Here is a 25964-nt window from a genome sequence, read left to right as displayed (position 1 = left end):
GCCATCATGCACACACGTCGTCTGTACACACGCCGTCTCGTGGTCGCGGTAGCCGCCGCCGCCATGCTCCTGCTGGGTCTGGTCCCTGCCAGCGTGGCGCAGGAGCCCTCGCCTCCCTCACCACGTCCCTCGGTGAGTGTCAGTACCCAGGTGACCCAGGTCGGCAGCTACGTGGCCTTCTCCGACAGGCTCTCCTGCGAGCCTGTCCCGACGCCGAGGGGGCCGGTGAGGCCGGTGAGGCTGTCGTCCGCCTCGACGGTGAGGTCGTGGCCACCAGTAGCGTCGGTCAGCTGAGCGGGGGTGGTTCGCCTCGGTCAAGGTTCCTGACCAGCCAGGGACCTACACCTACGAGGCCACCTGCTCCGGCCCCGGGGCACCGTTACCTACGCCCCCAGGAGGTCCGGGTCCTGCCTACCCGCCCCGAGGGCGTGAGTGCTCAGGTCGGAGAGCCTGTTCGCGAGGGTGCACCGTGTCGGTGCCGGTGACCACCACCGGGGCCTACACCTTCCAGGCCAGGGTCTGGGACGACCAGACCCTGTTGGAGGAGACCACCTGGGACACCCAGGACGACACCACGACCCTCATCAGCTGGACCATCACGGGGCGCCCTGACCCCACGTTCCCTGACGACATCTTCTTCAGCGTGCTCGTCAACGGCAGCGTCAACGTCAACGAGGAGGAGCCACGGCGGGCGGGAGCCTCCGTGTCCTACCCGGACGAGGTCGCTGACCAGTGCTCTGCCGCCGTCCCTGTGACCGCCGCCCTGGTCGGGGACCCTGCCAGCCTGGGTGCGGGCCAGACGGTGACGGTCCAGGGGGAGGGGCTCCTCTCCGGCGAGGACGTGGACGTGGTCCTGGAGGAGACCGGCGAGCGTGTTGGTGGTGTCACCACGGGCAGGACCCCGCGCAGCCGCACCGGGCAGGACCCCTACTCGGTCACGGCCACACTGCCTGACGACCTGGCCCCCGGCGACTACGTGCTGGTGGTCCAGGGAAGGACCTCGCAGCGCACGGCCCGGCTCCCCCTCACCGTGTCGTGACGGGGCCTGCTGCCTGCAGCCTCCCAGGCTCCCCGGCTACCCTGAGCGCGTGACCACCTCAGCCGACCGTAGCGTGCACAGTGACCGTGCCGGCTCCCGCCCCGGACTGTTCATCTCCTTCGAGGGGGCCGACGGCGTCGGCAAGACCACCCAGCTGACGCTCTTGGCCGACGCACTGACTGCGGCGGGGGTCGAGGTCGTCGTCACCCGGGAGCCGGGTGGCACCGAGCTCGGCTCCGACGTGCGCCGCCTCCTCCTGCACGGAGGCCACGTCGACCCGCGCGCGGAGGCCCTCCTCTACGCCGCGGACCGGGCGCACCACGTCGCCACGCTCGTGCGCCCCGCGCTGGAGTGCGGCGCCGTGGTGCTGACCGACCGCTATCTCGACTCCTCCGTGGCCTACCAGGGGGCTGCCCGCAGCCTGGGTCCCCACGAGCTGCGTGACCTGTCCCTGTGGGCCACCAGCGGGCTCCTGCCTGACCTGACGATCCTGCTCGACGCCGATCCCGACCTGGCCTCCCGCCGTACGCAGGATCGTGGGGAGGTCGACCGTGTGGAGCGCGAGGGCGCGAAGTTCCGTGCCGCGCTGCGGGAGCAGTTCCTTACCCTGGCCGCCTCCGAGCCCGAGCGCTTCACCATCGTCAACGCCGCCCGCAGCGTGGACGAGGTCGCCGAGGACGTCACCTCTGCCGTGTGGGGGCTGCTGGCCTCCAGCGGTCGCGCCAGCGGGGACGGGGCCGCATGAGCGTGTGGGACGACGTCGTCGGCCAGGAGGAGGTGGTGGGCGTCCTGTCGGCGGCCGCCCGGGCGGCCCGGTCCCTCGCCCACAGGCGCCAGGAGGCGGCTGCTGCGACCACCCCTGGCCGCGACGACGACCCGGATGCCGGAAACGCTGGCAACGCCGGGGACTCAGCCATGGCCCACGCCTGGTTGGTGACCGGGCCTCCCGGCTCGGGGCGCTCCAACGCGGCCAGGGCTTTTGCCGCCTCCCTCCAGTGCACCGGGCCGGTCCCCGGGTGCGGCCGATGCAAGCCCTGCCGTGACGTCATGGCGGGGTCCCACCCGGACGTGGTGCGCGTGGCCACGGAGAGGCTCATCATCACCATGGAGGAGGTTCGGGGCCTGGTCGGGGAGGCGCAGCGCCGTCCCTGGACCGGCCGCTGGCGGGTGGTCCTCGTGGAGGACGCGGACCGCATGGCGGAGCGGACCACCAACGTGCTGCTGAAGTCCGTGGAGGAGCCCCCGCCGCAGACCGTGTGGCTGCTGTGTACGCCCAGCGCCGACGACGTCTTGCCCACTATCCGTTCCCGCTGTCGGCTGGTGACCCTGCGGGTCCCCTCGACGCAGGCGGTCGCCGAGCTCCTCGTGCGCCGTGACGGCGCCGACCCGCAGCTGGCGCAGCAGGCGGCACGGGCCAGCCAGTCCCACATCGGGGTGGCCCGTCACCTGGCCACGGACCCTGGCGCGTGGGAGCGCCGCCACCGGCTGCTCATGTCGCCGGTGTCGCTGCGCAGCGTTGGTGACGCGGTCCTGGCGGCCGCCTCCTTGGTGGAGGCGGCCGAGACGGAGGCCAAGGAGGCTACGGCTGAGCGTGACGCCCGGGAGAGAGCCGAGTTGGCCCGTGCCCTGGGGCTGGAGGAGGGAGGCAAGATTCCTCCAGCCCTGCGTGCCCAGGTGCGCCAGCTGGAGGAGGACCAGAAGCGGCGCGCCCGTCGGGCACGTACCGACGTACTGGACCGGGCCATGACTGACCTGCTGTCCTTCTACCGGGACGTGCTCGCCATCCAGCTGGGTAGCGACGTGGAGCGTGTCAATATCGACCTGGCGGACACGGTGGACCAGGTGGCCCGCACCACCGGTGCCCAGCAGTCCCTGGCGCGGATCGCCGCTATCGAGGAGTGCCGCTCCCGCCTGGGCTCCAGCGCTGCTCCGCTGCTAGCGGTGGAGGCCCTCATGGTCCAGCTGCGCCCCCAGGCCTGAGGGCGCCGTCCTGGTCCAGGATCGCGCTCGAACCGCCTGACCCTGAGGAGATCTGGGAGAGGTCGTGGAGGGGTCGTAGAGAGATCGTGGAGAAGAGGAGAGCACGTGTCAGCGACCAGCCCCGTTCCAGGCCCCGGCTCCTCCTACGGGCCGCCGCGCCTGGTGCGTCGGCCGAACCTGTCTGCCCGCGTGAACGGGGGCCTGATGATCCTGATCGGGCTGGCGATGTGCGCCATTCTGACGCGCATGGTGAGCGCGTTCCAGGAACCCGCAGGGGCCGGGTCGTTCCTGCTGTTGATCGGCCTCATACGCACTGTGGGCCTGGCGATGGGCCTGGGGGCTGTCGTGGCCGGGGTGGTGCCGTTGCGGCAGCGCACGGTCTTTGACGCCACCGGTATCCACTCCCGGGGGCTCCTCCGCACCAGGCACCTGCCGTGGCCCTGCTCGCGGGCCGCCTTCGTCGTCGACGTGTCGGTCCGCCGCGACCACGCCAGCCCGTCGAGAACAGGTGTCTCCCGGCGCGGGGCGGTGACGGTGCTCGGCCGGGTGGAGGTCTCAGCCGGTGGCCGCCGGACCAGGCTGGCCGCCCGCGTGTCTCGGCGGTCGGCAGGGAAGGGGTTCGGGACCGCCTTGAGGCAGAGGTCGACGAGATCTGGGCGTGGGCACGGGCCAACGGGTACGTCTGCGACGTCGGGGCCGTCCCTGGCCCCGACGGGGCGCCCGGCGCTGTGGTTGCCACGGAGACGAGCAGTCCCGGTGGTGTGTCGGCCGACCCGTCCCTGGTAAGCCAGGAACCGCTTGTCCTCAGAAGGAGGCTGACAACCTGGCTGCCGCGCGTGGTCCTTGCCGTCGTCTACGCCGTGCTGGGATGGCTCGCCTCCAGCGTCATCCTCCCCCGGATTCAGGAGGCACACAGCGTGTCTGCCGACCCTTCCGTCGGCTCCGTCCGGCCGCAGGGCTACCTCCTTGCGACCCTTCTTGTCGCGGTGCCACTTCTGCTTGCTGCTGTCCAGCTGTTCCACGCTTACAGGAGCGCGTGCACGCGTCTGACGGTCACCCGGGAGGGTCTGTCCCACGTCGACGGGCTGCGGGCCAGGTGGCTGGACTGGCCGAGGTCGCGGTCCTCCATCTTCGTCACACTGCGCGCCTCCGGCGGGCGCACCACTGCGGCGGTCGTCGTGGTTGCTGCTGATGGCTCCGGTGCCCTGCTGCCCGCGCTGACCTGGAGGTCCAGGGATGAGCGTCAGGCGATCTTGTGCGCCCTGGAGGCGGTAGAGACGATCTGGATGTGGGGTGTCTCTCGCGGTGTGGTCCATGATGACGGCGTCTACCAGCCTCTGGCCGACCTGGAGGCGGAGCAGGCGCGGGTGAGAAGCGCGCAGCGAGCTGACTACCTCCTGCGAGGGACGCGGTGAGCGAGCCGTCAGCCTGCTGAGTCGGCACCTCGACCCGCCCCCAAGCAAGGTTTGTGACGTCAGCTGGCTATGTGCGTGTCCCTGGCCGGCTGCGTGGCAGAGGCGACCTCGCTGGCGGCCCAGGAGGCCAGCAGCCGCATGGCGTCGGCGCTGGGGCTGCCTGGCTCCACCCCGTAGACCACCATGGTCAGGCCCGGGCTGCTGGTCATCGCGGTGGACTCGCAGACCAGGTGCATCTGCCCGACCACCGGGTGGTGCACCAGCTTGTCCGCCCGACACACGTAGCGCACGTCGTGGCGTGCCCACATGACGGAGAACTCGCGGCTGTGAGTGGACAGCTCACCGACGAGCGCCGTTAGCTCCGGGTCGCCGGGGTTCGAGCCTGCCGCCAGCCGCAGCATGGCCACCAGGTCCTCAGCCCCCTGCTCCCAGCGGGGGAAGAAGGAGCGCGAGCGCTCGTCCAGGAACATGAACCGGGGCATGCTCGGTCTCGCGCTGCCCCTGCCACTACCGTTCCTGGCTAGCCCGGGGGCGGGGTCAACGAACAGCGGGGAGTAGAGCGCCCGGGCCATAAGGTTGGTGGCCAGGTAGCTGCCGGTGGCGTCGTGGACGGCTGCGGGCATCGGCATGGAGTCCAGGATCCACTGCACCCCGGGACGTAGGGTGCTGTCGGCCTGGTGGGAGCGGTGGCTCCGTACCTGCCCGCTGGGGCTGGCCGAGCGGGCCAGGTCGTGCAGGTGCTGGGTCTCCGCGTCGTCCAGGAGGAGTGCCTGGCTCAAGGCGTCCAGGACCTCCCGGGAGGCTCCTGACAGGTTCCCGCGCTCCAGGCGGGTGTAGTAGTCCACGCTCACGCCGGCCAGAAGGGCTACCTCCTCGCGGCGAAGCCCCGGCACGCGCCGGTTCCCGGCAGTGACAGGAAGCCCGGCCATCTGCGGTGTCACCCTGGCGCGGCGCGTGGTGAGGAACCTCTTGATCTCCTGGCGGATGTCCATAGGAGCCAGGCTACGTGGTGGTGCCCCCTGCCGGGAGGTTCCCTCGGGTCCCCCCAGGGGCACGGGACACAGGTACGGATGGCTCCGCCCTGGGAAGGAGAGACGCGAGCCTAGCGTGCTCGTAGGCTCGCCTTGTGAACACCTCTACGACCAGACGCCGTGTTCGTCGGCCCTCGCCGTATCGTGCGCCCTGCTGCTCGCGTGCACGGGCCTGACTGCCTGCCAGGGGGTGAGCCTGTCGCGGCGACCCCTGCCTCTGCCGAGGTCTCTCCGCAGGTCCCGGTCGGCCTGGAGACCTACTACTCCCAGGAGGCCGACTGGTACCCGTGCAGCGACGGCATGGACAAGACGCAGGAGGACACCGGCTACACCTGTGCCACCGTCTCTGTCCCTTGGACTATGACGACCCGGAGGGGAGACCATTGACATCGCGATGAAGAGGCGCGCCGCCGACGGGGAGTCGGCGGGCGTGCTGCTGGTCAACCCCGGTGGCCCTGGCGGCTCGGGGGTCACTATTGTCGAGAACGTGAGGGAGCGGTTCTCCCGGGACGTAACGGACAGTTACGATGTCGTCGGCTTTGACCCGCGTGGCGTGGGGCAGTCCACCGCCGTGGACTGCTGGACCGACGCCGAGCTCGATGAGCGGCGCAGTGGCACCGACGGGCAGGAGGAGAACGCCTCCCCCCAGCAGGCCGCTGCCGCTGCCCAGGAGGACGAGGCCGCCTGCCAGGAGGCCACCGAGGTCCCCGGGCTCCTGGACCATGTCTCAACCGAGAGCGCCGCCCGCGACCTTGACGTCCTGCGCGCTGTCAACGGCCAGGACGTGCTGACCTACCTGGGCTACTCCTACGGGACCTACCTGGGGGCGACCTACGCCGACCTGTTCCCTGACAACGTGGGTCGCATGGTCCTGGACGGTGGCCTTGACCCCGCCCTCAGCCTGGACGAGGTCGCCCAGGGCCAGGCTGAGGGCTTTGAGCGGGCGCTGCGCGTCTATGTCGAGGACTGCCAGTCCGGGCCGTCCTGCCCTCTTAGCGGGGACGTCGACTCCGGGGTCGAGCAGGTCCGCCAGCTCCTGGACTCCATCGCCACCTCCGCGATCCCCACCAGTGACTCCAGCAGGCCGCTGACCCGCCCCCTGGCGCGCTCCGCTGTCCTGGGATCCCTCTATGACCCCGACACCTGGGGGGACGTGCTGACGACGGGGCTGGGCCAGGCCATGGGGGACAACCCGGACGGCTCGACGCTGCTTGCTGTGGCTGACGCCTTCGCTCAGCGGGACAGTCAGGGCGCTTACCGGGGCAACAGCTCGGAAGCCATCACCGCTGTCAACTGCCAGGACTACCCTGTCGAGGGTGACGAGGCGGCCTGGAAGCAGCAGGCGCAGGCCGTGAGGCAGGCCTCGCCTACCTTTGGCGAGGAGCTGACCTACGCCCACGCCTACTGTCAGGGCTGGGACCACTTCTCCGGCAACGAGAACAGCGAGGTCACGGCCAGCGGCGCCGCCCCGATCCTGGTCGTCGGCACCACGGGCGACCCGGCGACCCCCTACGAGTGGTCGGTCTCCCTGGCCGACCAGCTGGAGTCTGGTCGGCTTCTCACCTGGGAGGGTGAGGGGCACACGGCCTACGGCCGTGCTGGCGAGTGTGTGGGTGACGTTGTTGACGCCTACCTGCTGAGGGGGGACCTGCCGCAGGATGACCTGACCTGCTCCGGCGACTGAGCCCGTGTCGGCGCCCGTGTGCTCCCTGCCCCCGCCGAGGCGCTCGGGCTAGCCGGGCTGCTGGGCCTGCTCGGTCAGTTCTCCGGCAACTGAGCGCCCCACGGCGGCGGCCAGGTCGGCTCCGCGCAGACCCTGGCTGAGCAGGAACTGGACCTTGGCGTAGGTGGCCTCCAGGGTCATGTCTGCACTGCCGACCGCTCCGGCGCGGGCCAGCGCGTCACCGGCCTCGTAGTGGCCCAGGAGGACCTCAGCCTCCTGGCACTGGGAAGCGACGACGACCGCCGTACCTGCTGCGACGGTCTCCTTGATCACGGTGGTCAGGCCGGGCTCCTGGCTGGGGACGTTGCCCACGCCGAATGCCCGTAGCACGACGGCCTCCGGCTGGGGGGTCAGCATGGCCTCCAGCCGCTGGGCGGTGATACCGGGAGCCAGGTCCGCCACGACCACGTCGTGGCGGGTGTAGGGCAACGCCCTGGGCCAGCCTGATCCCTGGGCCTGCGGGGGCGACCACTGCCAGGGTGCTCCTGTCATGGCCAGGGGCGCGGCGTTGGGGGAGGTGAAGCCCTTGAAGGCCCACGACGAGCTCTTGGTGGCACGGTTGCCGGCCAGGAGGCGGTGGCCGAAGAACAGGGCCACTGTCTCCAGGCGTCCGCTCGTGGCCGCTCGCAGTGCCCCGGTGACGTTGGGGGCGGCGTCCGAGCCCACGACGCCCAGCGGCAGCTGGGAGCCGGTGATGACCACGGGGCAGGGGAAGTCGGTGAGGGCGTAGGACAGGGCAGCGGAGGTGTAGGCCATGGTGTCGGTGCCGTGCAGGACCACGAAGGCCTGGTGCGGGTCCGAGGCGGCGTGGGCGCGCAGGTCCTCCACGACAGCCTGCCAGGACAACGGCGTCGCGTTGGAGGAGTCGATGAGCGGGTCCAGGGCTGTCATCGTCACGTTCTGGGCGAGGTCGGTGCCGTCCAGGAGGGTGGCGAGCCACCCCTCTAGGTCTGCGCCCGGGACCAGCCCACGAGGGGAGTCCACCATCCCGATGGTCCCCCCGGTGTAGGTGATGTGGACGCGCATGTCAGTCCTCCCGGGCTGGGGCGGCCGGGCGCGGCCCGGAGCCTGGGCCGCAGGAGGCGGCAGGACCGTCAGTACCGCCGGGGTCAGCGGAGGCTGTGGTGTCCTCAGCCAGGACCTCGTCGAGGAGGTCCCCACGGATGCGGCCGCGCACCGCGTACCAGCCAGCCACCATCATGACGACGATGGCGGCGAACAGCGCCAGCGTCCAGCGTCCGGCAGGGCTGGTGAGGTTGGAGGCCACCACGACGGTGAAGAAGAGGAGGGCGGCGTAGGTGGACCAAGGTGCCCAGGGCATCTTGTAGTCGGGCCGGGTCTCCTCCCCTGCTCTGACTTTTCGCAGGTAGGCGAGGTGGGTGACCAGAATGGCCGCCCAGGTGCCTGCGATACCGATTCCGGCAAGGTTCATGACGATCTCGAAGGCGTCCTCGGGCAGGTGGGCGTTGAGCACGACCCCCAGCAGCCCCAGCGCGGAGGTGAGGGTGATGCCCCCGGCAGGTACCTGGTTCCTGTTGAGCCCCGCCGCGACCCTGGGTGCCTCTCCCGCCACGGCCATTGACCGCAGGGTGCGTCCGGTGGCGTACAGGCCGGCGTTGAGGGAGGACATGGCTGCGGTGAGGACGACAACCTGGATGATGTCTCCGGCGTGGGGGATGCCCAGGCCGGAGAAGAAGGTGACAAAAGGTGACTCGTTGGCGGAGTAGGCCGTGTAGGGCAGGACCAGCGCCATGAGGGCTACCGACCCTACGTAGAAGACGAAGATGCGCAGGATCATGGAGTTGATGGCCTTGGGAAGCACGCGTTCCGCGTCCTTGGCCTCCCCAGCGGCCACACCTACCATCTCGGTGCCCCCGAAGGCGAACACCACACCGAGCGTCAGCGCGAAGACGATTGGCAGGCCCTCGGGAAAGATGCCGGAGTTGTCGGTGATGTTGTGGATGCCTGCGGTGGACTCGCCGACCGGAGCCCCCACGAGGATAGCCCAGATGGCGGCCACCATGAATGCGACGATGGCGGCGACCTTGATGAGGGCGAACCAGAACTCAGCCTCGCCGAACATCTTGACATTCATCATGTTGAGGGCGAACACGAGAGCTAGGGCGACCAGCGCGAGAACCCACTGGGGTATCACGTGGAAGGCGCTCCAGTAGCGCAGGTAGAGGGCGACGGCGGTGATGTCGGCCATGACGGTGACCGACCAGTCCAGGAAGAACAGCCAGCCGGTGACGAAGGCGCCCTTCTCCCCCAGGAACTCCCGTGCGTAGGAGACAAAAGCCCCGGAGGAGGGCCTGCGGATCGCCAGCTCGCCTAGTGCTCGTACCATGAGGAAGGCGAACAGGCCGCACACGGCGTAGGCGATGGCCAGGCCGGGGCCGCCCTGGGCAAGACGTCCACCGGCGCCGAGGAACAGGCCGGTGCCGATGGACCCGCCGATGGCGATCATCTGGAGGTGACGGTTCTTGAGGGACTTGTTGTAGCCGGTGTCCCCTCTGTCTTGGACACAGGGCTCCTGCCCTGGTGCAGAGCCCCCTCCGGGTGAGGTACGAGGCGGGTGGGAGGTCTGTGCCATGGCTGTCCTTCCGGGTCGGAGGTCATGCGGCGCGTGTGCTGGTAGCCGCTGTGCGCCTGTCTCGTGGAGGGTGGGCGGACACCGCGGCGTCCTGGCAGCCCGCTCCCCGGTGCTCCGCTGGGAGCGCAGACAGCTGCGGTGCCGTCGGCGCCGACCAGGGCGGGGGCGGGCCTGCTGGAACCAGGCTAGCGTTTTTCCCTAGGTGCGGCTGTGCGCCGGGCGGTCGCGGCTGGCTGTGCGCTCCCTCAGGTGGGCAGAAACAGCGGCTCTGCCGTGAGGCCGCAGACGGCCCTGTCTGGTGGTCGAGGTGTTCCTGCTGTGTCCAGAAACACCGTCTGCTCGTCCGGGTGCAGATTGCACGCAGGGCTCTCGGACCGGTATGTTCGGCACGCCCGCATCCAGCGGTGCGCCGCCTTAGCTCAGTCGGCAGAGCGATTCACTCGTAATGAATAGGTCGTGGGTTCGATTCCCACAGGCGGCTCGACCGGCAGCCTGGCACCATGTGCCAGGCTGCCGTCGTCTGTAGTGCCTGTGCCTGCGGGACAGGGCAGCACGCTGCGACATTACTCGGGCCCAGGAGGGAACGACAGGAGAGGTCGGGGCGGTGCAGCCTGCACGCGTCGGCCTGTAGAACCTCGCGACGACTGGCCGTCGGCTGTCGGTACCCATCCTGGGAGGATTCTGAGAAAATAGGTGGCTGATATTGAAAAGCCCTCCTGCTGCGCTCCTGCCGGGACGCGGCTGACCCATGGTCCCGTCATGTTCTTCCCTGCTGGTGCCGTGAGCACGTCCTTGTCGGCTACGCCTGCTTTCCCTCCGAGGCTGCTATCCGGATAACCCTGTGGAGTCGGCGAGGTTAGAGGGCGTCGTCTGATGACGAGTGTTGCATCAATTCTGGAAGACGTTTAGTCTAGATGCCGTCCGGAGCGGGATTCGCTCAGGTAATCCCGCACCCGTATCTGATTGAGGGACCATGGCACAGAAGACGCAAGTCATCCTTGTCGACGACGTCGACGGCTCCGAGGCGACCCAGACCATCACCTTCGCGCTTGACGGCGTTACCTACGAGATTGACGTAAACGACGAGCACGCGGCCGCTCTTCGTGAGTCTCTTGAGGAGTGGGTGGCAAAGGCTCGTCGAGTCGGCGGGCGGCGTAACACCCGGCGCCGCTCCTCTGGGTCGTCGGACACGCAGAAGATCCGCGAGTGGGCGCGGGAGCAGGGTATGGAGGTCTCCGACCGCGGGCGTGTCTCGGCGGAGATCCGCGACGCCTACTACAAGGCCCACTGAGAGGCGCGGCGCGAGGCTGCGTCGGCCGCGCAGCCCGTGTGCTGACGCCCAGGTCGTGGACGTGTGCCGTAGCCAGGGCGTACTGCCCTGTGACTCGGGTCCTCGGCGCCCTGGGACCTCTGGGGTCTCGCGTCGCGGAGCGCGGCCTGGCAGGATAGGCCTATGGCTTACACCCTCGTGCTGCTCCGCCACGGCGAGAGCGAATGGAACGCAAAGAACCTCTTTACCGGCTGGGTCGATGTGCCGCTGTCAGACAAGGGGCGTGCAGAGGCTGTCCGCGGCGGCGAGCTTCTCAAGGAGGCGGGAGTCCTGCCCGAGAAGCTCTTCACCTCCGTGCTGCGCCGTGCCATCATGACCGCTAACCTGGCTCTGGATGCTGCGGACCGCCACTGGATTCCTGTGGAGCGGCACTGGCGTCTCAACGAACGTCACTACGGCGCCCTGCAGGGTAAGAACAAGAAGGAGATCCGGGACGAGTACGGAGAGGAGCAGTTCATGCTCTGGCGTCGCTCCTACGACGTCCCTCCCCCGGAGATCGAGTTAGGCTCGGAGTTCTCCCAGGACTCGGATCCCCGTTACGCCGGGGAGCCCATTCCTGCCACGGAGTGCCTGAAGGACGTGCTGGAGCGTCTGCTGCCCTACTGGGAGGGCACGGTCGTCCCGGAGATCCGGACGGGCAGGACCGTCATGATCGCCGCCCACGGCAACTCGCTGCGGGCAATCGTCAAGCATCTTGACGAGATCTCCGACGAGGACATTGCCGGTGTCAACATTCCGACCGGTATCCCGCTCGTCTACGAGCTCGACGAGGAGACTCTCAGGCCACTGACCAAGGGTGGCCGCTACCTTGACCCTGAGGCCGAGGCCAAGATCGCCGCAGTGGCTAACCAGGGCAGGTGAGTCGGTGCGAGACGGCGGCTGCTGAGGCTGTCGCCGCTCGCTTCTCCGGCTGTCTGGGACCCTACTGGGACTGAGACGTGGGCCGTGCACCCCTGCAGCCGGGTGCACGGCCCACGTGGCGTGTGGTGGTGGGTCAGCGCCGGTGCAGGGCGTCGGCGTCCTCGTTGTCGTGGGTCTCCGGCAGCGACGCCCCTGAGACCAGGTAGGCGACTCGGCGGGCTACGGAGGTGGAGTGGTCCCCGAACCGCTCCAGGAAGCGGCCCAGCAGGACCGCGTCGATAACCTGCTGGCGGCTCAGTTCGTGAGCTGGGTCCAGGATCATCTGGAAGGACCTGCGGTGCAGGGCGTCCAGCTTGCTGTCCCCGGCCTCGATCGTCTTGGCCAGGCCCAGGTCCCTGGTCTCGATCAGGCGGGCCACGTCCCTGCCCGCGCGGACAGCCAGGTCCGCCATCTGCAGGAGGAGGCCGAGGACCGGCTCAGGGGCGGGGGGCTCGGGGTAGCGTCCCCGGGCGATTGCCGCGACATGGCGGGCCAGGTCTCCCTGGCGCTCCAGGGTCTGGGCTACCCGCAGGGCGGACAGGACGTGGCGGAGGTCGCCGGCAACCGGTTGCTGGCGGGCCAGCAGCATGACGCACAGGTCGTCGATGTCACGCTGGAGGTCGTTGATGCGCTCGTCGGCGTCAATGACCTGCTCGGCGACAATGATGTCGCCGTGACGCAGGGACTCCGCGGCGCGCTCGACAGCGGTGGCGACCTGGTGCGCCATGGACTCAAGGTCAGCGCCCAGCTGGCTGAGCTCCTGGTGGAAGATCTCACGCACGACATGCTCCTTGTCCTTGATTGTTCCTCGGCTGTTCCTTTGCTGTTCCTCAGCCTCGTAGGGGGCGTGGGAGGCCTGCGAGGACGGCCTCGGCTTCTAACCTAGAGGACGTGGAAGCTGTCTGGTTGCTCATCGCTGCTGTCGTTGGGGCGGCAGCAGGGGTGGTCGCTGTCCTGGCCGTGGGCGGGGCGCGCGGCAGGAGGCGCGGCCAGTCCTCCCCGCAGCCGGGAGGACTGGCCGGGACCGATACGGTCGTCTCCGTCCTGGCGGCCCTGAGCTCCACTGTCGTCGTCCTGGACGAGGACGACGAGGTCCTGCGAGCCTCAGCCAGCGCCTACACCTACAACATCGTGCGCGACGACGCTGTGGCCGAGCCTGCCGTGGCCGCGATGGTGGCAGCGGTGCGGGCCACGGGATTGCCTCAGGAGGCTCCCGTGACGGTGGCTCGGGGGCCCGTCAGCGGTGCGGGGCAGTTCTACCTCCAGGTGCGGGTGGCTGGGCTGGGGCAGGGGCGCGTGCTCGTCCTTGCGGAGGACCGTACAGCAGCACGGAGGGTGGAGGAGATGCGCCGGGACTTTGTCGCCAACGTCTCCCACGAGCTCAAGACTCCTGTCGGTGCGATAGCGCTGCTGGCCGAGACCGTGGAGGAAGGCGCTCGTGACCCTGCCCTGGATCCGGGTTTCGTGAGCGACTACGCGGGGCGCATACGCAAGGAGGCGCGTCGCCTGGAGGTGCTTGTCCACGAGATTATCGAGCTGACGCGGCTCCAGGAGGGTGACGCCCTGGAGGAGCCCGAGGAGGTCGACCTCGACGAGGTGGTCGCCGAGGCTCTGGACCGTGTCAGGGTGGAGGCGGAGGCCTGCCAGGTCGAGCTGGTCTCCGGGGGTGTGCCGGGACTGCGGGTCCGTGGCGACGCCGCTCTTATCACCACGGCTGTACGCAACCTCCTGGACAACGCGGTGCGTTACTCCGGCCCCCGTAGCCGGGTGGCTGTGGGCACCTCCCTGGACGAGCGTGACGACGGCCTGGTGCGCGTCGCGGTCGTGGACCAGGGCGTCGGGATCAGCAAGGACGAGCAGGACCGGGTCTTCGAGCGGTTCTACCGGGTGGACAGGGCACGTTCGCGCTCCACTGGCGGCACGGGGCTGGGGCTGAGCATCGTCAAGCACGTCGCTGCCGACCACGGAGGTGCTGTCGAGGTGTGGTCCGCCCCGGGGCGGGGCTCGACCTTCACCCTGGTCCTGCCCCGACTGCGCGGGCGGGAGACTGGGCTGCTCCAGGGGCCGGCAGCGGGAGGGCAGTGACGTGACGCGTATCCTCCTGGTTGAGGACGAGGAGAACTTTCGTGAGCCGCTGACGCTAAGTCTGAGGCGCGACGGGTTTGAGGTGGTCCAGGCCGTGGACGGGGTCGCTGCGGTGGAGATCTTTGAGGCCGCCTCCGCCCCCGGTGGCTGCGGGCCGATAGACCTGGTCCTGCTGGACCTGATGCTGCCACGCCTGAGCGGGACCGAGGTCTGCCGCCGGATCCGGCGCGGCTCCGCAGTGCCCATCATCGTGCTCAGCGCCAAGGACTCCGAGGTGGACAAGATCGTGGGGCTGGAATTGGGTGCCGACGACTACGTCACCAAGCCTTACTCCTACCGGGAGCTGGCTGCCCGGGTCAACGCGGTGCTACGACGCAGCCGGGTGGCCAGCCTGCGGCAGGAGGAAGGGCTGGTGCTGGAGGCGGGACGCGTCGTCATGGACCTGGGGCGTCACGAGGTGCGGGTTGACGCAGAGGTGGTAGCGATGCCGCTGCGTGAGTTCGAGCTCTTGGAGCTGTTCCTGCGTCACCAGGACCGGGTTCTCACCCGCCGCCAGATTATCGACGAGGTATGGGGTACTGACTACGTAGGTGACACCAGGACTCTCGACGTCCACGTCAAGCGGCTGCGTGCCAAGATCGAGGCGGACCCCTCTCGTCCCACGATGCTGGTCACTGTGCGCGGCCTGGGCTACCGGCTTGTCCCCGCCCCTGGTACCTGACCTCTGTGTTGCGGCGCGGGAGGGTAGGACTCCTGTGAGATACGTCCCCGACGTTACGGCAGAGTTCCCTGATAAACTAGGGCTCCACAAACAACCTGGAGAGTCATCCCTATGACCTTTGAGATCGGCGAGACCGTTGTCTACCCCCACCACGGCGCAGCTCGGATTATTGATATTCGACAGCGCAAAGTGCGGGGAGAGTCCAAGACCTACCTGCAGCTTGAGGTGGCTCAGGGGGATCTGACAATTCTTGTCCCTGCGGAGAGCGTCGAGCTGATCGGGGTTCGTGACGTCGTCGATGAGACCGGTCTGGAGAGAGTTTTTGACGTTCTGCGGGCCCCGCTGACAGAGGAACCCACCAACTGGTCGCGGCGTTTCAAGGCCAACCAGGAGAAGATCGCCTCCGGTGACGTCATCAAGGTGGCTGAGGTGGTTCGTGACCTGTCCCGCCGCGACACGGACCGGGGACTGTCTGCCGGAGAGAAGCGGATGCTCGCCAAGGCCAGGCAGATCCTGGTCTCTGAGCTGGCTCTGGCCCAGAAGACCCCGGAGGAGGTTGCCGAGTCCCGGCTGGACGAGGCGCTGGCATCCTGATCTCGGCGGGCACGACGGTTCCACGCTACTGTCCCCTGTGTGAGCCCCACCCGCCCTTCCAGCTCTCCTGCCATGTCACTTGCCCCTCCCGCGCAGGGCGTGGTGGCTGTCTTGACCGCAGCCGGCTCAGGCCGTCGGCTGGGGGCGGGAGGCCCCAAGGCCTTGGTGAGGGTGGGAGGGCTGTCCCTGCTACGTCGTGCTGCCCAGGGGCTTGTTGACTCCGGTGTGGTGGACCATGTCGTAGTGACCGCGCCAGCCGCAGAGCTGGACCGCTTCCGCGTCGAGGTAGACGCGGTGGCGGCCGAGGCTGTCGAGGTCGTGGCGGGCTCGCCCGTCTCTCGGCAGGCCTCGGTCCGTCTGGGTCTGGAGGCTGCGCTGGACAGGATGCCGGGTGCCGAGGTGGTGCTGGTTCACGACGCGGCCCGGGCGCTGACCCCGCCGGAGGTGACGCGTCGGGTCGTGGCTGCGGTGCGCGCGGGCCACGGTGCGGTGGTCCCCGCCCTGGCCGTTGCCGACACGGTCAAGGAGGTGGCCCCCGGGCTCGTCGCGGCCCAGCCCGGGCCGGCGTACCTGTCGGCGGTGCCGGACCGTCCTGGGTGCCTGGAGTCGGGAGGTGAGGAGCCGCCCGGGCCCTGGGCCGAGGCCGTCGTCGGCACGCCCGAGCGTGCGCGGCTGCGCGCCGTGCAGACCCCGCAGGGCTTCTCAGCCGGTGTCCTGGTGTCGGCCCACCGGGCCGGCGCCGCCAGAGAGGTGGACGAGGCCCTGGCGGCCTCGGACGATGCCGGGCTGGTCGAGGCCCAGGGCGGGCGGGTCGTCGTCGTGGCCGGGCATGAGCAGGCCTTCAAGATCACCACGCCCCTGGACCTGGCCCTGGCTGAGGCTGTCCTGCGCGACGAGGATTCCCGTACGCGCCCGCCCTCGTCCGGGGAGCAGTAGTGTTCCTACCATGACAAAGCCTGCCCCGCCCTCCTCACGACTCCCGGCAGACGCAGGCGCGCCGCGTGCCTGCCCCTGGGCCTCCTCCCCGCGCCGCTCGTCGCTGCTGACCTGGCCCGTCCTCGCCTGGGGGCTGTGGGACTGGGGGTCGGCGGCTTTCAACGCCGTCATCACGACCTTTGTCTTCACCGTCTACCTCACCAGCGAGGCCTTTGGTCCCGAGGCCTCCACCCAGTCCGCGCTCAGTACCGGGCTGGCTGTGGCGGGCGTGTGCATCGCACTCCTGGCACCGGTCACCGGCCAGCGCGCGGACCGGGCCGGACGCACCGTGTTCTGGCTGGCTGCCTACACGGCTGTCGTGGTGGCTGTGTCCGCGGCGATGTTCCTGGTTCTGCCCCGGCCGGGCTACCTGTGGCTGGGGATCGTCCTGCTGGGGGTGGGCAACGTCTTCTTTGAGCTGGCCACCGTCAACTACAACGGCATGCTGGGTCACCTGGCTACCAGGGACAGGATCGGGGCCGTCTCCGGCCTGGGGTGGGGCATGGGCTATATCGGGGGCATCGTCCTGCTGCTCATCGTCTACGTCGGCTTCATACAGCCGCAGGTGGGGTGGTTCGGCGTCACTGGCGAGGACGGCCTGGACGTCCGGGTGTCGGTGCTGCTGTCGGCCCTGTGGTTTGGAGTGTTCGCCCTACCGGTCGTGGTGACGCAGTCCGGGCGGGGCGCCAGACGCCGCCGTGCTCGGGTCGCCGTGGCCAACCAGGAGGAGGCCAGCCGGGGTCAGGAGCGACAGGCAGCCACCATGGAGACTGGACCTGACGACCAGCAGGAGCAGGTGCCCAGACGCCGTGAGTCACTGGTCGCCTCCTACGTGGGCCTGTGGCGCACCCTTGCGCGTCTGCGCCATGACCACCCGGAGGTCTTGTGGTTCCTCCTGGCCTCCGCCGTGTTCCGTGACGGGCTGGCGGGCGTGTTCACCTACGGCGGCGTCATCGCCCAGGCGACCTTCGGCTTCTCTGCCGGGGACGTTGTCGTCTTCGCCGTCGCCGCGAACCTGGTGGCCGGGGTGACCACAATTGCTGCCGGACGTCTGGACGACGCCGTCGGAGCCCGTCGGGTCATCCTGGGCAGCCTTGCCGTCCTGGTGGTAGCAGGGGTCCTGGTCTTCGTCCTGCACGACGCGGGAGCCGGCGTCTTCTGGGCGCTGGGACTGGTCCTGTCCGGCTGCGTGGGGCCGGCCCAGTCGGCGTCGCGCTCGTTCCTGGCGCGGCTTATCCCGCCGGGCCGGGAGGGGGAGGTCTTCGGGCTCTACGCCACCACCGGGCGGGCGGTGTCCTTCCTGGCACCCATGATGTACGGGGCGTTCCTAGGGGTGGGCGCCTCGGTCGAGGGCGCGAGTGCCACCCACTGGGGGGTCCTGGGAGTAGTCGCGGTCGTGCTGGCGGGCCTGCTGCTCATGCTGCGGGTCAGGGACACCGACGGGCAGGTCGCCCTCGGTGGCGCCGGGGCGTGACGCTGGGCCGAGGGCAGGCTGTACGCCGGGCGTGCGGGTCAGAGCGTGCCTGGAGCCGCTCAGCCTGCTTGCGGCGGGGTGCTGGCTTGCCTGGCGCGCTCCTGTGTCCAGCCGGAGGCGCTGGCCTGCCTGGTCTGGCGGGCAGCGTGCTCCTAGCGTCTGCGGCTCAGGCGTTCCACGTCCTCCTCGGACAGAGGGCCCTGAGTGGTCCCGGCTGAGCCGTCCTGCCGTGTCCAGGAGACAGCCAGGCCGTCGCGATAGCCAAAACGGGCCAGGTGGGAGCCGACCACCTGCTCCAGACGCTCCTGCTCGTCCTTGGCGGCCGACAGCGCCATGACCAGGGTGTCAGCCTCGCAGGTGAGGTCGACGACACCGGTCACCGGGCCGTCGAGATCGAAGGCCAGCCGTCCGGTGGACGTGGTGTCGTTCCACTCGGCCTGGATCTTGCGGGTCATGTGGTCCACGAGCTGCCGCCCGTAGCGTGACGGGCTGCTCGTGGCGACGCGGGCGGTCGAGTGGTGGTCGAGGACAGGGTGATCCGTGCTGTGGTGTGGTGGGCTAGTACTCATAAGGGAAGAATAACCTGTGTGGTGCGGAGGTCGCCAGCAACGTGCAGCGGGGCTGGCGCCGCTGACCGGGGTGGCGCGGAAGTGGGTATCGAGGTCGCCCTGGCTCGGCCCGGTGAAGACGAGGTCCCCGCCCCGTCGCCCCGGGGCCTTGACTGGCAGCAGGCGGCTGCCTGATACATCCGTCAGGCTGCTACGTACTGGACGATCGAGGGCTCCCCCTCGGCAAGCAGCAGCAGGCGGGAGATGATCGTGGTGAAGTGCTGCGAGGCGCTGTGTGCCTGGAGCGCGGCGTCGTCCCTCCAGGTCTCCAGGAAGGTCAGGCGGGTGGGCTCCTCACGCGAGCGCAGCAGCTCGTAGGAGATGTTGCCGTTCTCGGCGCGCGAGGCTGACACGAGGGGCTGAGCCGTCTCGATGAACCTGTCGACCTGGTCGGAACTGACCGCAAAGGTGGCGATGACGTGGATCATAGGTGTCCTTCCTGCGATGTGGGACGGGTGGGTGCGCGGTGCGCGTGGAGGCGGTGGTCACGTACCCGGAGGAACGACGGCACCGGGGCATTCTGCAAGGTGCCCGCACAGGTGCGATGCGCCACTGTGATGCCGGGCGGGCCTGGTCCTCAGGCTTCTTGCAGCCAGGTCCGGGGCCGCCGCCTACCTCAGGTCCTTGACCGCGTCCTCAAGGATCCGCAGCTGGGCCAGGGTCTCCTCGGGCCGCACCAGCGGCGGGGCGCCGTGGGCCACGGTCTCGTACAGGGCGTCGTAGAACATGGAGTAGGACGACCGCACGGTCTCCACCCGCTCCTGGTGCATGCGGCTGTCGTCGTCGTAGTAGCGCAGCGTGCCCCACTGCTCGGGCGTGTCGAGGCCGAAGTCGTCGTGGCCGGCCGGAAGGTAGAAGTGCTTGAGGTCGCGCTCCTGCTGGTCTTTCTCCACCTTGATGAAGGTACCGCGGTCGCCGTACACCTCAAAGCTCGGGCGCTGGATAGCGGCCGTGTAGCTTGCTGCCGCGGTCGCCTTGATCCCCAGGTCGTCGTAGTAGAGGTCGAAGTCGAAGTACAGGTCGGGACGTCCTGGTCCGTAGAGCTGGCGGGCCTCGGCGTGCCAGCGGTCGGGCACGCCGAGCCAGTCGATGAGCTGGTCGACGCAGTGGCAGGAGTGGCCGTACACGATACCTGAGAGGCGGTCGTAGACGCCCGTCCTCCCGTGCTCAACGAACTCCTCGCGCCAGTAGTCGTAGTGCGTGACGATCTCGAACACCTTGCCCAGCTTGCCCGACTCCATGACCTTACGCGCCGTGAGATAGTCCGAGTCGAATCGGCGGTTCTGGTAGCACTGGACGGTGACACCCTGGGCGTCGGCGAGCGCGTAGAGCTCCTCGGCCTGTGCCACGGTGCCGACGAAGGCCTTGTCGCACACCACGTGCTTGCCCGCCTTGAGCGCCTGCCGACTGAGCTCGTAGTGGGTGGAGTGCGGCGTGCTAATCTCCACCACGTCGATCTCGGGGTCGGTGAGCACGGCCTCCAGGTCACAGGTGTAGGTCACGTTGGGCAGTGCTGGCCACACGTCGTGCCTGATGTGGCGTGCGTGCACGGTCTTGACGCGGAACTTCTCAGGTAGCACCTGCGAGAAGGGGATGTGGTACCGGTTGGTCCCCTTCCCGTTGCCGATGAACCCGATGCTCAGGATGCGCCTTGCCATGCGGTTGTCTCCTGCCGTTGTGGTGCTCACGACACTAGCACTCCCCTGGGGGCAGGAGACGGCCCGGCGTGGGACTGACCTTCGTGTGCTCCAAGCAGATCTTCCCTGTCTTGCCTCGTGGCGGCTGGTACCGCTCACCGCAGCCTCACACGTCCTGGCGACGCTGCTCGACCAGCTCGCGCATTCGGCACCTTCTCCCGCCCGGGTCTCCGACCTGGATGTGGGCGATCTCCCGGGGGCTGGCCCCAGCCCCTCGGTGCACCTGCCCCCGGAGGCGATGCCCATGCCCAGCCCCAGGTTGAGCCGGACGTAGCTCTCCTTATCCCTTTGCCGAGTTCGGCTCCCAGGACCACCGTCGGCTCCTGGTTCCTCATCTTCTACACCGATGTCGCTCTGATCACCCCTGCCACCGCAGCCACGATCATGCTCGTGGCCTGCATCCTGGACGGAGTCCAGGACCTGGGACTCGGCTATCTCGCCGAGCGCACCAGATCCCGGTGGGGGGCCGCTTCCGTCCCTACATCATCTTCGACGCGCCCCTGCTCGCCGTCTCCTTTGTCCTCGCCTTCACATCGCCCAGCGCCGGGTCCACCGCCAAGGTCTGGTACGCGGGCGTCGCCTACGTGGTGCTGTGCTTTCTCTACGGCTTTCTCAACACCGTGGTCAACATTCCCTACTGGGCCATAGCCGGGGTCATGACGACCGCCACGGGACCCGTCTTGACCTCGACTGGCTGCGCTCGGTGGGGGCGCGGCCTGTCCCAGATCCTCCTGAGGGCGGTTGTCATGCCGCTGCCGCTCCTCTTTTCTGGCGCGGGTGACGACGAAAACAGTGCCAGGGGCTTCGTGCCGACCATGGGCCTTCTCGCGGTTCTGGCTGTGCCCCTCTTCTGGGTCACGGCCTTGAGGGCCAGGGAGGTCATCACCCTGACGCCGGAGCAGCCCAGGGTTCCTTTCGGGCGCACGGTTAGGGCGGTCCTGGATAACGGGCAGTTGATTGATCGTCTTCGCCTTGCTCCTTATCAACCTCGTCAGGCTGTTCGGGAGGCTCGGTCTGCTTATCATGGGCGCCTTCGGCTACGTGGGTGGGGCCAGAGTCCAGACCGACCAGGCGCTGATCGGAATCAACGTCGTAGCCAACCTGGTCCCGTCCGTCCTGGCTGCTGTCGCCATTATTCCGCTGCTGTTCTGCAGGCTGGACCGGCCGATGGCGGAACGGATCACCGCCGACCTGGAGGCGCGTCGCGCGGCCGCGGAGCAGGGTGAGGACTCCGGTGGTGCCAAGGACGGGCGCGACTTTAATACGGTGAGCATGTCCGCACAGAGGCTGCAAGGCGTCGTGGTCGGAGATACCTCCGGGGTGGAGAACCTCCTGGCGCGCCGTGTGGCCTCGGCTGACCTGGTGGTCCTCGCTCTTGAGGAACCTAGCCACCTCACCGAGGAGGCGGTGTCTCGCGCCGACCTCCGTCTTCCAGGCAACCAGGTCGCGCTTGTCCATGCGGTTGCCGCCACCGGTACGCCCCTGGCGGTCGTGCTCGTGTCCGGGCGCCCGCTGGTCGTCGAGAAGCGGGTTGACCTGACCGGTGCTGTCCTCCAGGCCTGGCACTTGGGTACCACCGCCCCGGAGGTCATTGCCGATATCCTCACTGGTACCGTCACCCCATCGGGAAGGCTGTCTACCGGGTTCCCACGATACGAGGGCCAGGTGCCTGCCGCATACGATGCCCACGAGACCACCGGTCGTCCTGCCGCCACCAGCGGGTCATGGTCAGGCTCGCCTGTGACGTCGGCCAGGACGGGCCGCCTAGCCTGCAGAGCCTTCACCTCCAAGTATCAGGACCTGGAGCCCAGAGCCCAGTTCCTACTTTGAGGTCAGGCTCGGCCCGGACTCCGGGACTGAGCTCCTGGTCCTCACTGTCGCCGCCTGACCGGCCTCTCGCGCACCTTCAGGGCCATGACCCGTGAGGAGACGGCCGTGAGCCCCGGTCCCGATGGCTGAGTTGGTGGAGGAGCTGCGCGCCGTCGCCGCAGCGGGGTTCGGCGAGGTCGAGATTGCCTTCTCACCTGGTTTCTGGGCTGATGACACCCAGCGGTGGGCCCTGGTCCCGCCGCCTTGAGGGCGCCGGGCTCCACGGGCACCGAAAGGGCTGCACCCGGGTCACATTCACCTTGGACCCGCTGGCCCCGGTGGTCCTGCGACGGGTGCCGCGTGACCCGGGTGGTACAGGTCTGTCGGGCGCAGCAGGTGTGACAGGTTCGGCGGACAGGCGGACTGTCTGTGGGCCAGTGGTGCTGGCTCCCAGGCGCAGCGGGTACGGCCGGGTGCCCGGGGAGTTTCCGGTCCGCCTGTACGCGGGCGGGTGAGGACGGCGGTGGCCTACCCGTAGGACCGAGGACCAGAAGCTCGGCCATGAGCTTATCATGTGGGATCGGCGGCTCGCTCTCCGCTCGTGCAGCGGTGGCTGCGGCGACGTCCTCGGCGTTCTCCTAACGTAGCGGGTCACTGGGGCCTGACCTGATGTCTGCCTCCTCCCTGGTGCACCTAGATGCACCGGATCCTCACGGAAGACTGACGTGCCGACTCATCTATGAGGATGCTGCGACGAGCTGTGTCAGTTCTTGAGGTCTACCAGCCTGAGGCTGTGCAGCAGGTGAGGCATCGTGGTGGCGGAGCGGCTCGGCTGGGTGTCGAGACCCGGCAGCCCGTCAGAGGGCAGGAAGCACCGCTGAGCCGCAGCCTGTGCCTCCGCCCACGGGAAGTCGCGAGGTACTAGTTTCTCCTGCCTGGCTGACAGGCCGGTGAGTTCACGGTAGTGGTACTGCGCGTCAGCCTGGTTCTGGTAGTTGCGGACGGGGCCGTAGTGGGCGTTGAGCCACACCTCGAAGCAGGGGACGGAGATGACGCCGTGGACCTTCCTGGTACGGGTGCTCAGGCTCCGGCAGTCTCTTAGGAACTTCGAGCAGTCCTGCCCGTCCTGGTCCACGACAATCCAGACTTCCCGGTATGCGGACAGGTCGGCGCGAGGTCTTTTGAGTTCCTTGATGAGTGTTAGGGGGTCACCGTTGATGAACTGGGTCTTGACGGACACGTCCCGTCTGATGACCTGCTGCTTGATGTGGTCAAGGTACATCTTCTCGGTCTGGCGGCCGTTGGTGACAATGAGGACTGTCCTACGTTGTTGGCGGTCTGTGCGTCCCCTGTGCGGTCTGGGCTGTCTGGGACCCATGTCAGCCCTCGACCTCCCGGTAGAGCGAGGGCGCTGTGAGGGCATGTCGAAGGCTGGAGGTGTCTACTCGAGGCACGGCGCCAAAGGCGCCAGCTAGGTACTGTCGTTCCTTGTTGGTGCCTTGGCGGGGACCGGTGAAGTCGGCGACGGAGTACAGGTCAGCGCTGCCGTCATCGTCCTTCTCGCACAGCCACACCTCACCGCGCTCCAGCGGTTGTGTGGGGGAGTTGCCCAGCAGGCTGGCGTCATGGGTGGTGAACACCAGTTGGGCGCCGTGGCGGTTGAGGTCGGTGTCCTTGAACAGCTCGACGAGGGACGCGACGGCCGTCGGGTGCAGGCTTGCGTCCAGCTCATCGACGAGGAGAAGGTGGCCGTGGCTCAGGGCGTCGGCGGCCGGCCCCATAGTGGCCAGCCAGGTGAGCGTGCCCTGGCTCTGGGCCTCCAGGGGCAGCCTGTACTCCTTGCCATCGGTACCACGGTGCACGAAGACGAGGGAGTGCTGGAGTTGGCGCAGCAGCTCGTCGGGGATCTCCGGTGGCTCCTCGTCGTCAGAGGTGAACAGGAGCCTGATCCTTGCGAGCAGCTCGTGAGGGATGTCCCGCTCCTCCAGTTCGACGCGCAGGATGCCCAGGTCTGCGCTGTGGGCGACAGCATCAACAACGTCGTGCCACTGTGTGGCGCCCGCCGTCTCCTCGGCCAGGTGCTCTGTCAGCCAGCTGAGGCGTGCGTCGCGCTCGATGTCGGTGTGCTGGATGGGGCGTATGGACCTCAGGGAGCGGGCGACCGGCGCCAGGGAGGCGTGGCGGTAGCGCAGCGCGAGCGCCAGGAACAGGTCCTTAGACGTGGTGATACGGCGGACCTCGGCCGTGGCCCCCCTCAGGGACGGCCCGGGGACAACTGTGGGCTCTGGGTCGTCACGGTCCTGGGTGCGCAGGAAGAGTCTCTTCCATCGCCTCTCAGCCTCCCACAGCTCCTCGTGGGCGATGCCCCAGCCGTGGGCCTCTACGAAGTACCTGTAGCGCTGGGACCCTCGGGTGAAGTCGAGGGTGTAGGTGGTCGGGGCAACGGGGTGCTGCTCGTCCAGCAGGTAGGGCTGGTGGAGGACACCGCGGCTCCCCTCAACCGCCAGGTAGAGGGAGCGGAGCGCATCCAACAGGGTGGACTTGCCCGAGGCGTTGGCGCCGTAGACGGCCGCGACCCGCCAGGTCAGCTCCTCCCACGTCTCCCCGTCCCTGGGAGTGAGCGTGCGCAGGCTGCGACGGGTGAGGTCGAGGGTGACCTCGTCACGGAAGGTTCGGTAGTTAGCAACCGAGAAGGCGAGCAGCATAGGACCCATAATAGCGCTAGTTCCTTGTATGGGAAGTTCCTTCCCGATTCGGGGTGCTCGTAGGGTGGTGCGGGGGTGGCCGGAGCGGTGGAAGGTGGTGCTCGCACGAGCCGAGGCTCCTGGCGTGGTGGACCGGTTAGACTGTGGCCCGGTACCCGATAACGAAAGGACCTGCATGAAAACCCGGTTCCTGGTGCTCACGGCTGTTCTGCTCCTGCCGCTGACGGCCTGTGCCTCCACTGCGGAGGACTCGGCAGGCGCAGACCCCTCCGTTCCGGGCGCCTCGGCCGAGGTGTCATCCTCGGAAGGCGCCGCTGCGGACGTCGCCCTGGAGGACCTGGTCAGTCTCACCCAGCCCGAGGGGACGCAGGACAACTCCCAGGAGGGCTACAGCATCATCTTCGTGGACCCGGACGACGACCTGGCTGGCAGCGGCGTCATCGACCTGGGGGCCGGTGAGCCGAGCGAGGACCAGGCTGTCTCTGAGATCGCTGCCGCCACGGACCTCGGGGAGTCGGACGTCACGAGCTCGGGCGCAGTGGACGTCGATGGCGAGGACGCCCAGGTCTACACCGGCACCACGCAGACCGATGGCCAGCACGTCGCGGTACGGGCAGCCATGGCTACACGCGAGGGCCGCAGCGTCGTCGTCTTGGTCCAGCGCACCGGGACCTCAGCCGACGCCGCTGCCTCCGCTGCCGAGAAGGACTTCCTCACCTTCGTCAGCGGCATCTCCTGGAAGGTCTGAGACGAGGTTGCCGACTCAGAGGGTCGGTACAGCAGCAAGGTCTGTGACCCTGCTGCCAGTGGTTGCCAGTGCTGCTGCCGTGGTCCGTGGCTCGCCAGGACCTGCGCTAAAGGACGTGCGCTAGGCGCTTGCGCTGGAAGGGCTCCAGCCTGTGGCGCAGCTGTGTCTGCCGGTGCCTCCACCGTAGCGGTACAAAGTTCCCGGTTCCCGGCCCGTCGGGGTAGGACATGTATGGCCGTTATGGGCAGGTCGGCTGTCTTTACGCAACGGTGCGCATGCACAAGTTTTATCGGCTGGTCTGGTTTTATCGGCTGGTCTGGCTGGGACGGGACCTTACGTGCTGGGTTGAGGTTCGGGGCGAGGAGGACGTGCTGTCTGCCTCTGTCCGCGCCCTGGGAGATACGGCTCTGCCTCTAAGCTGGGCTGTGCCGACACGCATGCTCCGAGGGGCCGCGAATCCGTCGGTTCGTCTTCCCCGCGCAGAACATGACTTGGCCCGTGTGCCCGGCACCGAAGGGCGCCGGGCACACGGGCCCA

Annotated in this window: 28 protein-coding genes, 1 tRNA gene and 1 pseudogene; 21 read left to right on the top strand and 9 right to left on the bottom strand. The window is 68.5% G+C overall.

The features are described 5' to 3' along the window. Positions 1-6: 6 nt before the first annotated feature. The 6 genes from D5R93_RS12020 (at position 7) to D5R93_RS11995 (ending at position 4434) form a co-directional block, all read left to right on the top strand. Positions 7-294, top strand: coding sequence for a hypothetical protein (locus D5R93_RS12020; RefSeq protein WP_120205471.1), 288 nt, complete (start codon positions 7-9; stop codon positions 292-294). A 187-nt stretch (positions 295-481) separates the two neighbouring features. Next, on the top strand, positions 482-1039 hold the full coding sequence (locus D5R93_RS12015; protein ID WP_162933965.1) for a hypothetical protein: 558 nt from the start codon (positions 482-484) through the stop codon (positions 1037-1039). Positions 1040-1088: 49 nt separating this feature from the next. Further along, positions 1089-1784, top strand: coding sequence for a dTMP kinase (gene tmk, locus D5R93_RS12010; protein ID WP_243106788.1), 696 nt, complete (start codon positions 1089-1091; stop codon positions 1782-1784). Continuing rightward, positions 1781-3019, top strand: a complete 1239-nt coding sequence (locus D5R93_RS12005; protein WP_120206080.1) for a DNA polymerase III subunit delta' — start codon at positions 1781-1783, stop codon at positions 3017-3019. The genes tmk and D5R93_RS12005 overlap by 4 nt, the downstream gene beginning before the upstream one ends. A 105-nt stretch (positions 3020-3124) precedes the next feature. Next, complete coding sequence (locus D5R93_RS12000; RefSeq protein ID WP_162933964.1) at positions 3125-3805, top strand: hypothetical protein; 681 nt, start codon at positions 3125-3127, stop codon at positions 3803-3805. Beyond that, entirely contained in the window at positions 3781-4434 is a 654-nt protein-coding gene (locus D5R93_RS11995) for a hypothetical protein (RefSeq protein ID WP_162933963.1), read from the top strand. The genes D5R93_RS12000 and D5R93_RS11995 overlap by 25 nt, the downstream gene beginning before the upstream one ends. A gap of 59 nt (positions 4435-4493) precedes the next feature. Here D5R93_RS11995 and D5R93_RS11990 read toward each other — a convergent pair whose 3' ends face one another. Further along, positions 4494-5426, bottom strand: a complete 933-nt coding sequence (locus D5R93_RS11990; protein ID WP_120205462.1) for a helix-turn-helix domain-containing protein — start codon at positions 5424-5426, stop codon at positions 4494-4496. A gap of 159 nt (positions 5427-5585) precedes the next feature. On the opposite strand from D5R93_RS11990, the gene D5R93_RS14355 reads away from it, so the two are divergent. Together D5R93_RS14355 and D5R93_RS11985 are read left to right on the top strand one after the other, a co-directional pair. Next, positions 5586-5852, top strand: coding sequence for a hypothetical protein (locus D5R93_RS14355; protein ID WP_243106786.1), 267 nt, complete (start codon positions 5586-5588; stop codon positions 5850-5852). Between the two features lie 7 nt (positions 5853-5859). Next, a complete protein-coding gene (locus D5R93_RS11985) occupies positions 5860-7149 on the top strand; it encodes an alpha/beta hydrolase (RefSeq protein WP_243106785.1) in 1290 nt (429 codons plus the stop codon). Between the two features lie 48 nt (positions 7150-7197). Here D5R93_RS11985 and D5R93_RS11980 read toward each other — a convergent pair whose 3' ends face one another. Both D5R93_RS11980 and D5R93_RS11975 read right to left on the bottom strand, forming a co-directional pair. Further along, positions 7198-8214, bottom strand: a complete 1017-nt coding sequence (locus D5R93_RS11980; RefSeq protein ID WP_119835524.1) for an asparaginase — start codon at positions 8212-8214, stop codon at positions 7198-7200. Between the two features lies 1 nt (position 8215). Then, positions 8216-9781 carry an amino acid permease gene (locus D5R93_RS11975; protein WP_120205459.1) on the bottom strand — a complete coding sequence of 522 codons (1566 nt, stop codon included), beginning with the start codon at positions 9779-9781 and terminating at the stop codon, positions 8216-8218. Positions 9782-10189: 408 nt separating this feature from the next. Here D5R93_RS11975 and D5R93_RS11970 point away from each other — a divergent pair. From D5R93_RS11970 to D5R93_RS11960, 3 genes are all read left to right on the top strand, one after another. Next, positions 10190-10262, top strand: a tRNA-Thr gene (locus D5R93_RS11970). 492 nt (positions 10263-10754) lie between these two features. After that, a complete protein-coding gene (locus D5R93_RS11965; RefSeq protein WP_119835526.1) occupies positions 10755-11072 on the top strand; it encodes a histone-like nucleoid-structuring protein Lsr2 in 318 nt (105 codons plus the stop codon). A 162-nt stretch (positions 11073-11234) separates the two neighbouring features. Further along, positions 11235-11972 carry a phosphoglyceromutase gene (locus tag D5R93_RS11960; RefSeq protein WP_119835527.1) on the top strand — a complete coding sequence of 246 codons (738 nt, stop codon included), beginning with the start codon at positions 11235-11237 and terminating at the stop codon, positions 11970-11972. A gap of 133 nt (positions 11973-12105) precedes the next feature. Here the strand turns inward: D5R93_RS11960 and phoU are convergent, their stop codons facing one another. Then, a complete protein-coding gene (gene phoU, locus D5R93_RS11955) occupies positions 12106-12792 on the bottom strand; it encodes a phosphate signaling complex protein PhoU (protein WP_119835528.1) in 687 nt (228 codons plus the stop codon). A 110-nt stretch (positions 12793-12902) separates the two neighbouring features. Between phoU and D5R93_RS11950 the strand changes: the two genes are divergently transcribed. From D5R93_RS11950 to D5R93_RS11930, 5 genes are all read left to right on the top strand, one after another. Next, positions 12903-14096, top strand: coding sequence for a sensor histidine kinase (locus D5R93_RS11950; RefSeq protein ID WP_119835529.1), 1194 nt, complete (start codon positions 12903-12905; stop codon positions 14094-14096). 1 nt (position 14097) lies between these two features. After that, positions 14098-14817, top strand: coding sequence for a response regulator transcription factor (locus D5R93_RS11945; RefSeq protein ID WP_119835530.1), 720 nt, complete (start codon positions 14098-14100; stop codon positions 14815-14817). Between the two features lie 111 nt (positions 14818-14928). After that, positions 14929-15411, top strand: a complete 483-nt coding sequence (locus D5R93_RS11940; protein ID WP_119835531.1) for a CarD family transcriptional regulator — start codon at positions 14929-14931, stop codon at positions 15409-15411. Between the two features lie 72 nt (positions 15412-15483). Continuing rightward, positions 15484-16347, top strand: a complete 864-nt coding sequence (locus tag D5R93_RS11935; RefSeq protein WP_120205457.1) for an IspD/TarI family cytidylyltransferase — start codon at positions 15484-15486, stop codon at positions 16345-16347. Between the two features lie 10 nt (positions 16348-16357). Then, positions 16358-17860: an MFS transporter gene (locus tag D5R93_RS11930; RefSeq protein WP_119835533.1), complete on the top strand. Its 1503-nt coding sequence runs from the start codon at positions 16358-16360 to the stop codon at positions 17858-17860. Between the two features lie 152 nt (positions 17861-18012). Here D5R93_RS11930 and D5R93_RS11925 read toward each other — a convergent pair whose 3' ends face one another. From D5R93_RS11925 to D5R93_RS11915, 3 genes are all read right to left on the bottom strand, one after another. Next, positions 18013-18429, bottom strand: a complete 417-nt coding sequence (locus D5R93_RS11925; protein ID WP_119835534.1) for a DUF2218 domain-containing protein — start codon at positions 18427-18429, stop codon at positions 18013-18015. Between the two features lie 182 nt (positions 18430-18611). Continuing rightward, positions 18612-18896 (bottom strand): putative quinol monooxygenase, encoded by a 285-nt coding sequence (locus tag D5R93_RS11920; protein ID WP_119835535.1) that lies wholly within the window; start codon positions 18894-18896, stop codon positions 18612-18614. 183 nt (positions 18897-19079) lie between these two features. Beyond that, the gene (locus D5R93_RS11915; protein ID WP_120205454.1) at positions 19080-20126 is read right to left on the bottom strand and encodes a Gfo/Idh/MocA family oxidoreductase; all 1047 of its coding nucleotides are present in this window, start codon (positions 20124-20126) and stop codon (positions 19080-19082) included. Positions 20127-20243: 117 nt separating this feature from the next. Between D5R93_RS11915 and D5R93_RS15080 the strand changes: the two genes are divergently transcribed. The 4 genes and pseudogenes from D5R93_RS15080 to D5R93_RS14615 all read left to right on the top strand — a co-directional run bounded on the left by D5R93_RS15080 (position 20244) and on the right by D5R93_RS14615 (position 22242). Further along, positions 20244-20813, top strand: coding sequence for an MFS transporter (locus D5R93_RS15080; RefSeq protein ID WP_423243302.1), 570 nt, complete (start codon positions 20244-20246; stop codon positions 20811-20813). Then, positions 20696-21064 (top strand): annotated as a pseudogene (locus D5R93_RS15075) (MFS transporter); the annotation flags it as partial. The gene D5R93_RS15080 and the pseudogene D5R93_RS15075, both read left to right, overlap by 118 nt. A 58-nt stretch (positions 21065-21122) precedes the next feature. Then, the gene (locus tag D5R93_RS11905; protein ID WP_243106783.1) at positions 21123-21995 is read left to right on the top strand and encodes a glycoside hydrolase family 3 protein; all 873 of its coding nucleotides are present in this window, start codon (positions 21123-21125) and stop codon (positions 21993-21995) included. A 121-nt stretch (positions 21996-22116) separates the two neighbouring features. Then, positions 22117-22242, top strand: coding sequence for a hypothetical protein (locus D5R93_RS14615; protein ID WP_279221360.1), 126 nt, complete (start codon positions 22117-22119; stop codon positions 22240-22242). A gap of 495 nt (positions 22243-22737) precedes the next feature. Here the strand turns inward: D5R93_RS14615 and D5R93_RS11900 are convergent, their stop codons facing one another. Together D5R93_RS11900 and D5R93_RS11895 are read right to left on the bottom strand one after the other, a co-directional pair. Then, entirely contained in the window at positions 22738-23352 is a 615-nt protein-coding gene (locus D5R93_RS11900) for an RloB family protein (protein ID WP_120205447.1), read from the bottom strand. 1 nt (position 23353) lies between these two features. Further along, entirely contained in the window at positions 23354-24679 is a 1326-nt protein-coding gene (locus tag D5R93_RS11895; protein WP_120205444.1) for an AAA family ATPase, read from the bottom strand. 175 nt (positions 24680-24854) lie between these two features. On the opposite strand from D5R93_RS11895, the gene D5R93_RS11890 reads away from it, so the two are divergent. After that, positions 24855-25427, top strand: coding sequence for a hypothetical protein (locus D5R93_RS11890; protein WP_119835537.1), 573 nt, complete (start codon positions 24855-24857; stop codon positions 25425-25427). The last annotated feature ends 537 nt before the right edge of the window (positions 25428-25964 follow it).

Source organism: Actinomyces lilanjuaniae (assembly GCF_003606385.1).
GTDB lineage: Bacteria > Actinomycetota > Actinomycetes > Actinomycetales > Actinomycetaceae > Actinomyces > Actinomyces lilanjuaniae.
The sequence above is the reverse complement of the archived record's forward strand: the minus strand, read 5'-3'. Positions and strand labels throughout refer to the sequence as shown.

Excerpts from the sequence above, each read along its gene's own strand:
- D5R93_RS12020 (WP_120205471.1), top strand. The coding sequence starts at position 7 with ATGCACACACGTCGTCTGTACACACGCCGTCTCGTGGTCGCGGTAGCC.
- D5R93_RS12005 (WP_120206080.1), top strand. The coding sequence starts at position 1,781 with ATGAGCGTGTGGGACGACGTCGTCGGCCAGGAGGAGGTGGTGGGCGTC.
- D5R93_RS11990 (WP_120205462.1), bottom strand. The coding sequence starts at position 5,426 with ATGGACATCCGCCAGGAGATCAAGAGGTTCCTCACCACGCGCCGCGCC.
- D5R93_RS11985 (WP_243106785.1), top strand. The coding sequence starts at position 5,860 with ATGAAGAGGCGCGCCGCCGACGGGGAGTCGGCGGGCGTGCTGCTGGTC.
- D5R93_RS11980 (WP_119835524.1), bottom strand. The coding sequence starts at position 8,214 with ATGCGCGTCCACATCACCTACACCGGGGGGACCATCGGGATGGTGGAC.
- D5R93_RS11975 (WP_120205459.1), bottom strand. The coding sequence starts at position 9,781 with ATGGCACAGACCTCCCACCCGCCTCGTACCTCACCCGGAGGGGGCTCT.
- D5R93_RS11965 (WP_119835526.1), top strand. The coding sequence starts at position 10,755 with ATGGCACAGAAGACGCAAGTCATCCTTGTCGACGACGTCGACGGCTCC.
- D5R93_RS11960 (WP_119835527.1), top strand. The coding sequence starts at position 11,235 with ATGGCTTACACCCTCGTGCTGCTCCGCCACGGCGAGAGCGAATGGAAC.
- D5R93_RS11940 (WP_119835531.1), top strand. The coding sequence starts at position 14,929 with ATGACCTTTGAGATCGGCGAGACCGTTGTCTACCCCCACCACGGCGCA.
- D5R93_RS11935 (WP_120205457.1), top strand. The coding sequence starts at position 15,484 with ATGTCACTTGCCCCTCCCGCGCAGGGCGTGGTGGCTGTCTTGACCGCA.
- D5R93_RS11930 (WP_119835533.1), top strand. The coding sequence starts at position 16,358 with ATGACAAAGCCTGCCCCGCCCTCCTCACGACTCCCGGCAGACGCAGGC.
- D5R93_RS11925 (WP_119835534.1), bottom strand. The coding sequence starts at position 18,429 with ATGAGTACTAGCCCACCACACCACAGCACGGATCACCCTGTCCTCGAC.
- D5R93_RS11920 (WP_119835535.1), bottom strand. The coding sequence starts at position 18,896 with ATGATCCACGTCATCGCCACCTTTGCGGTCAGTTCCGACCAGGTCGAC.
- D5R93_RS11915 (WP_120205454.1), bottom strand. The coding sequence starts at position 20,126 with ATGGCAAGGCGCATCCTGAGCATCGGGTTCATCGGCAACGGGAAGGGG.
- D5R93_RS14615 (WP_279221360.1), top strand. The coding sequence starts at position 22,117 with ATGGCTGAGTTGGTGGAGGAGCTGCGCGCCGTCGCCGCAGCGGGGTTC.
- D5R93_RS11900 (WP_120205447.1), bottom strand. The coding sequence starts at position 23,352 with ATGGGTCCCAGACAGCCCAGACCGCACAGGGGACGCACAGACCGCCAA.
- D5R93_RS11895 (WP_120205444.1), bottom strand. The coding sequence starts at position 24,679 with ATGCTGCTCGCCTTCTCGGTTGCTAACTACCGAACCTTCCGTGACGAG.
- D5R93_RS11890 (WP_119835537.1), top strand. The coding sequence starts at position 24,855 with ATGAAAACCCGGTTCCTGGTGCTCACGGCTGTTCTGCTCCTGCCGCTG.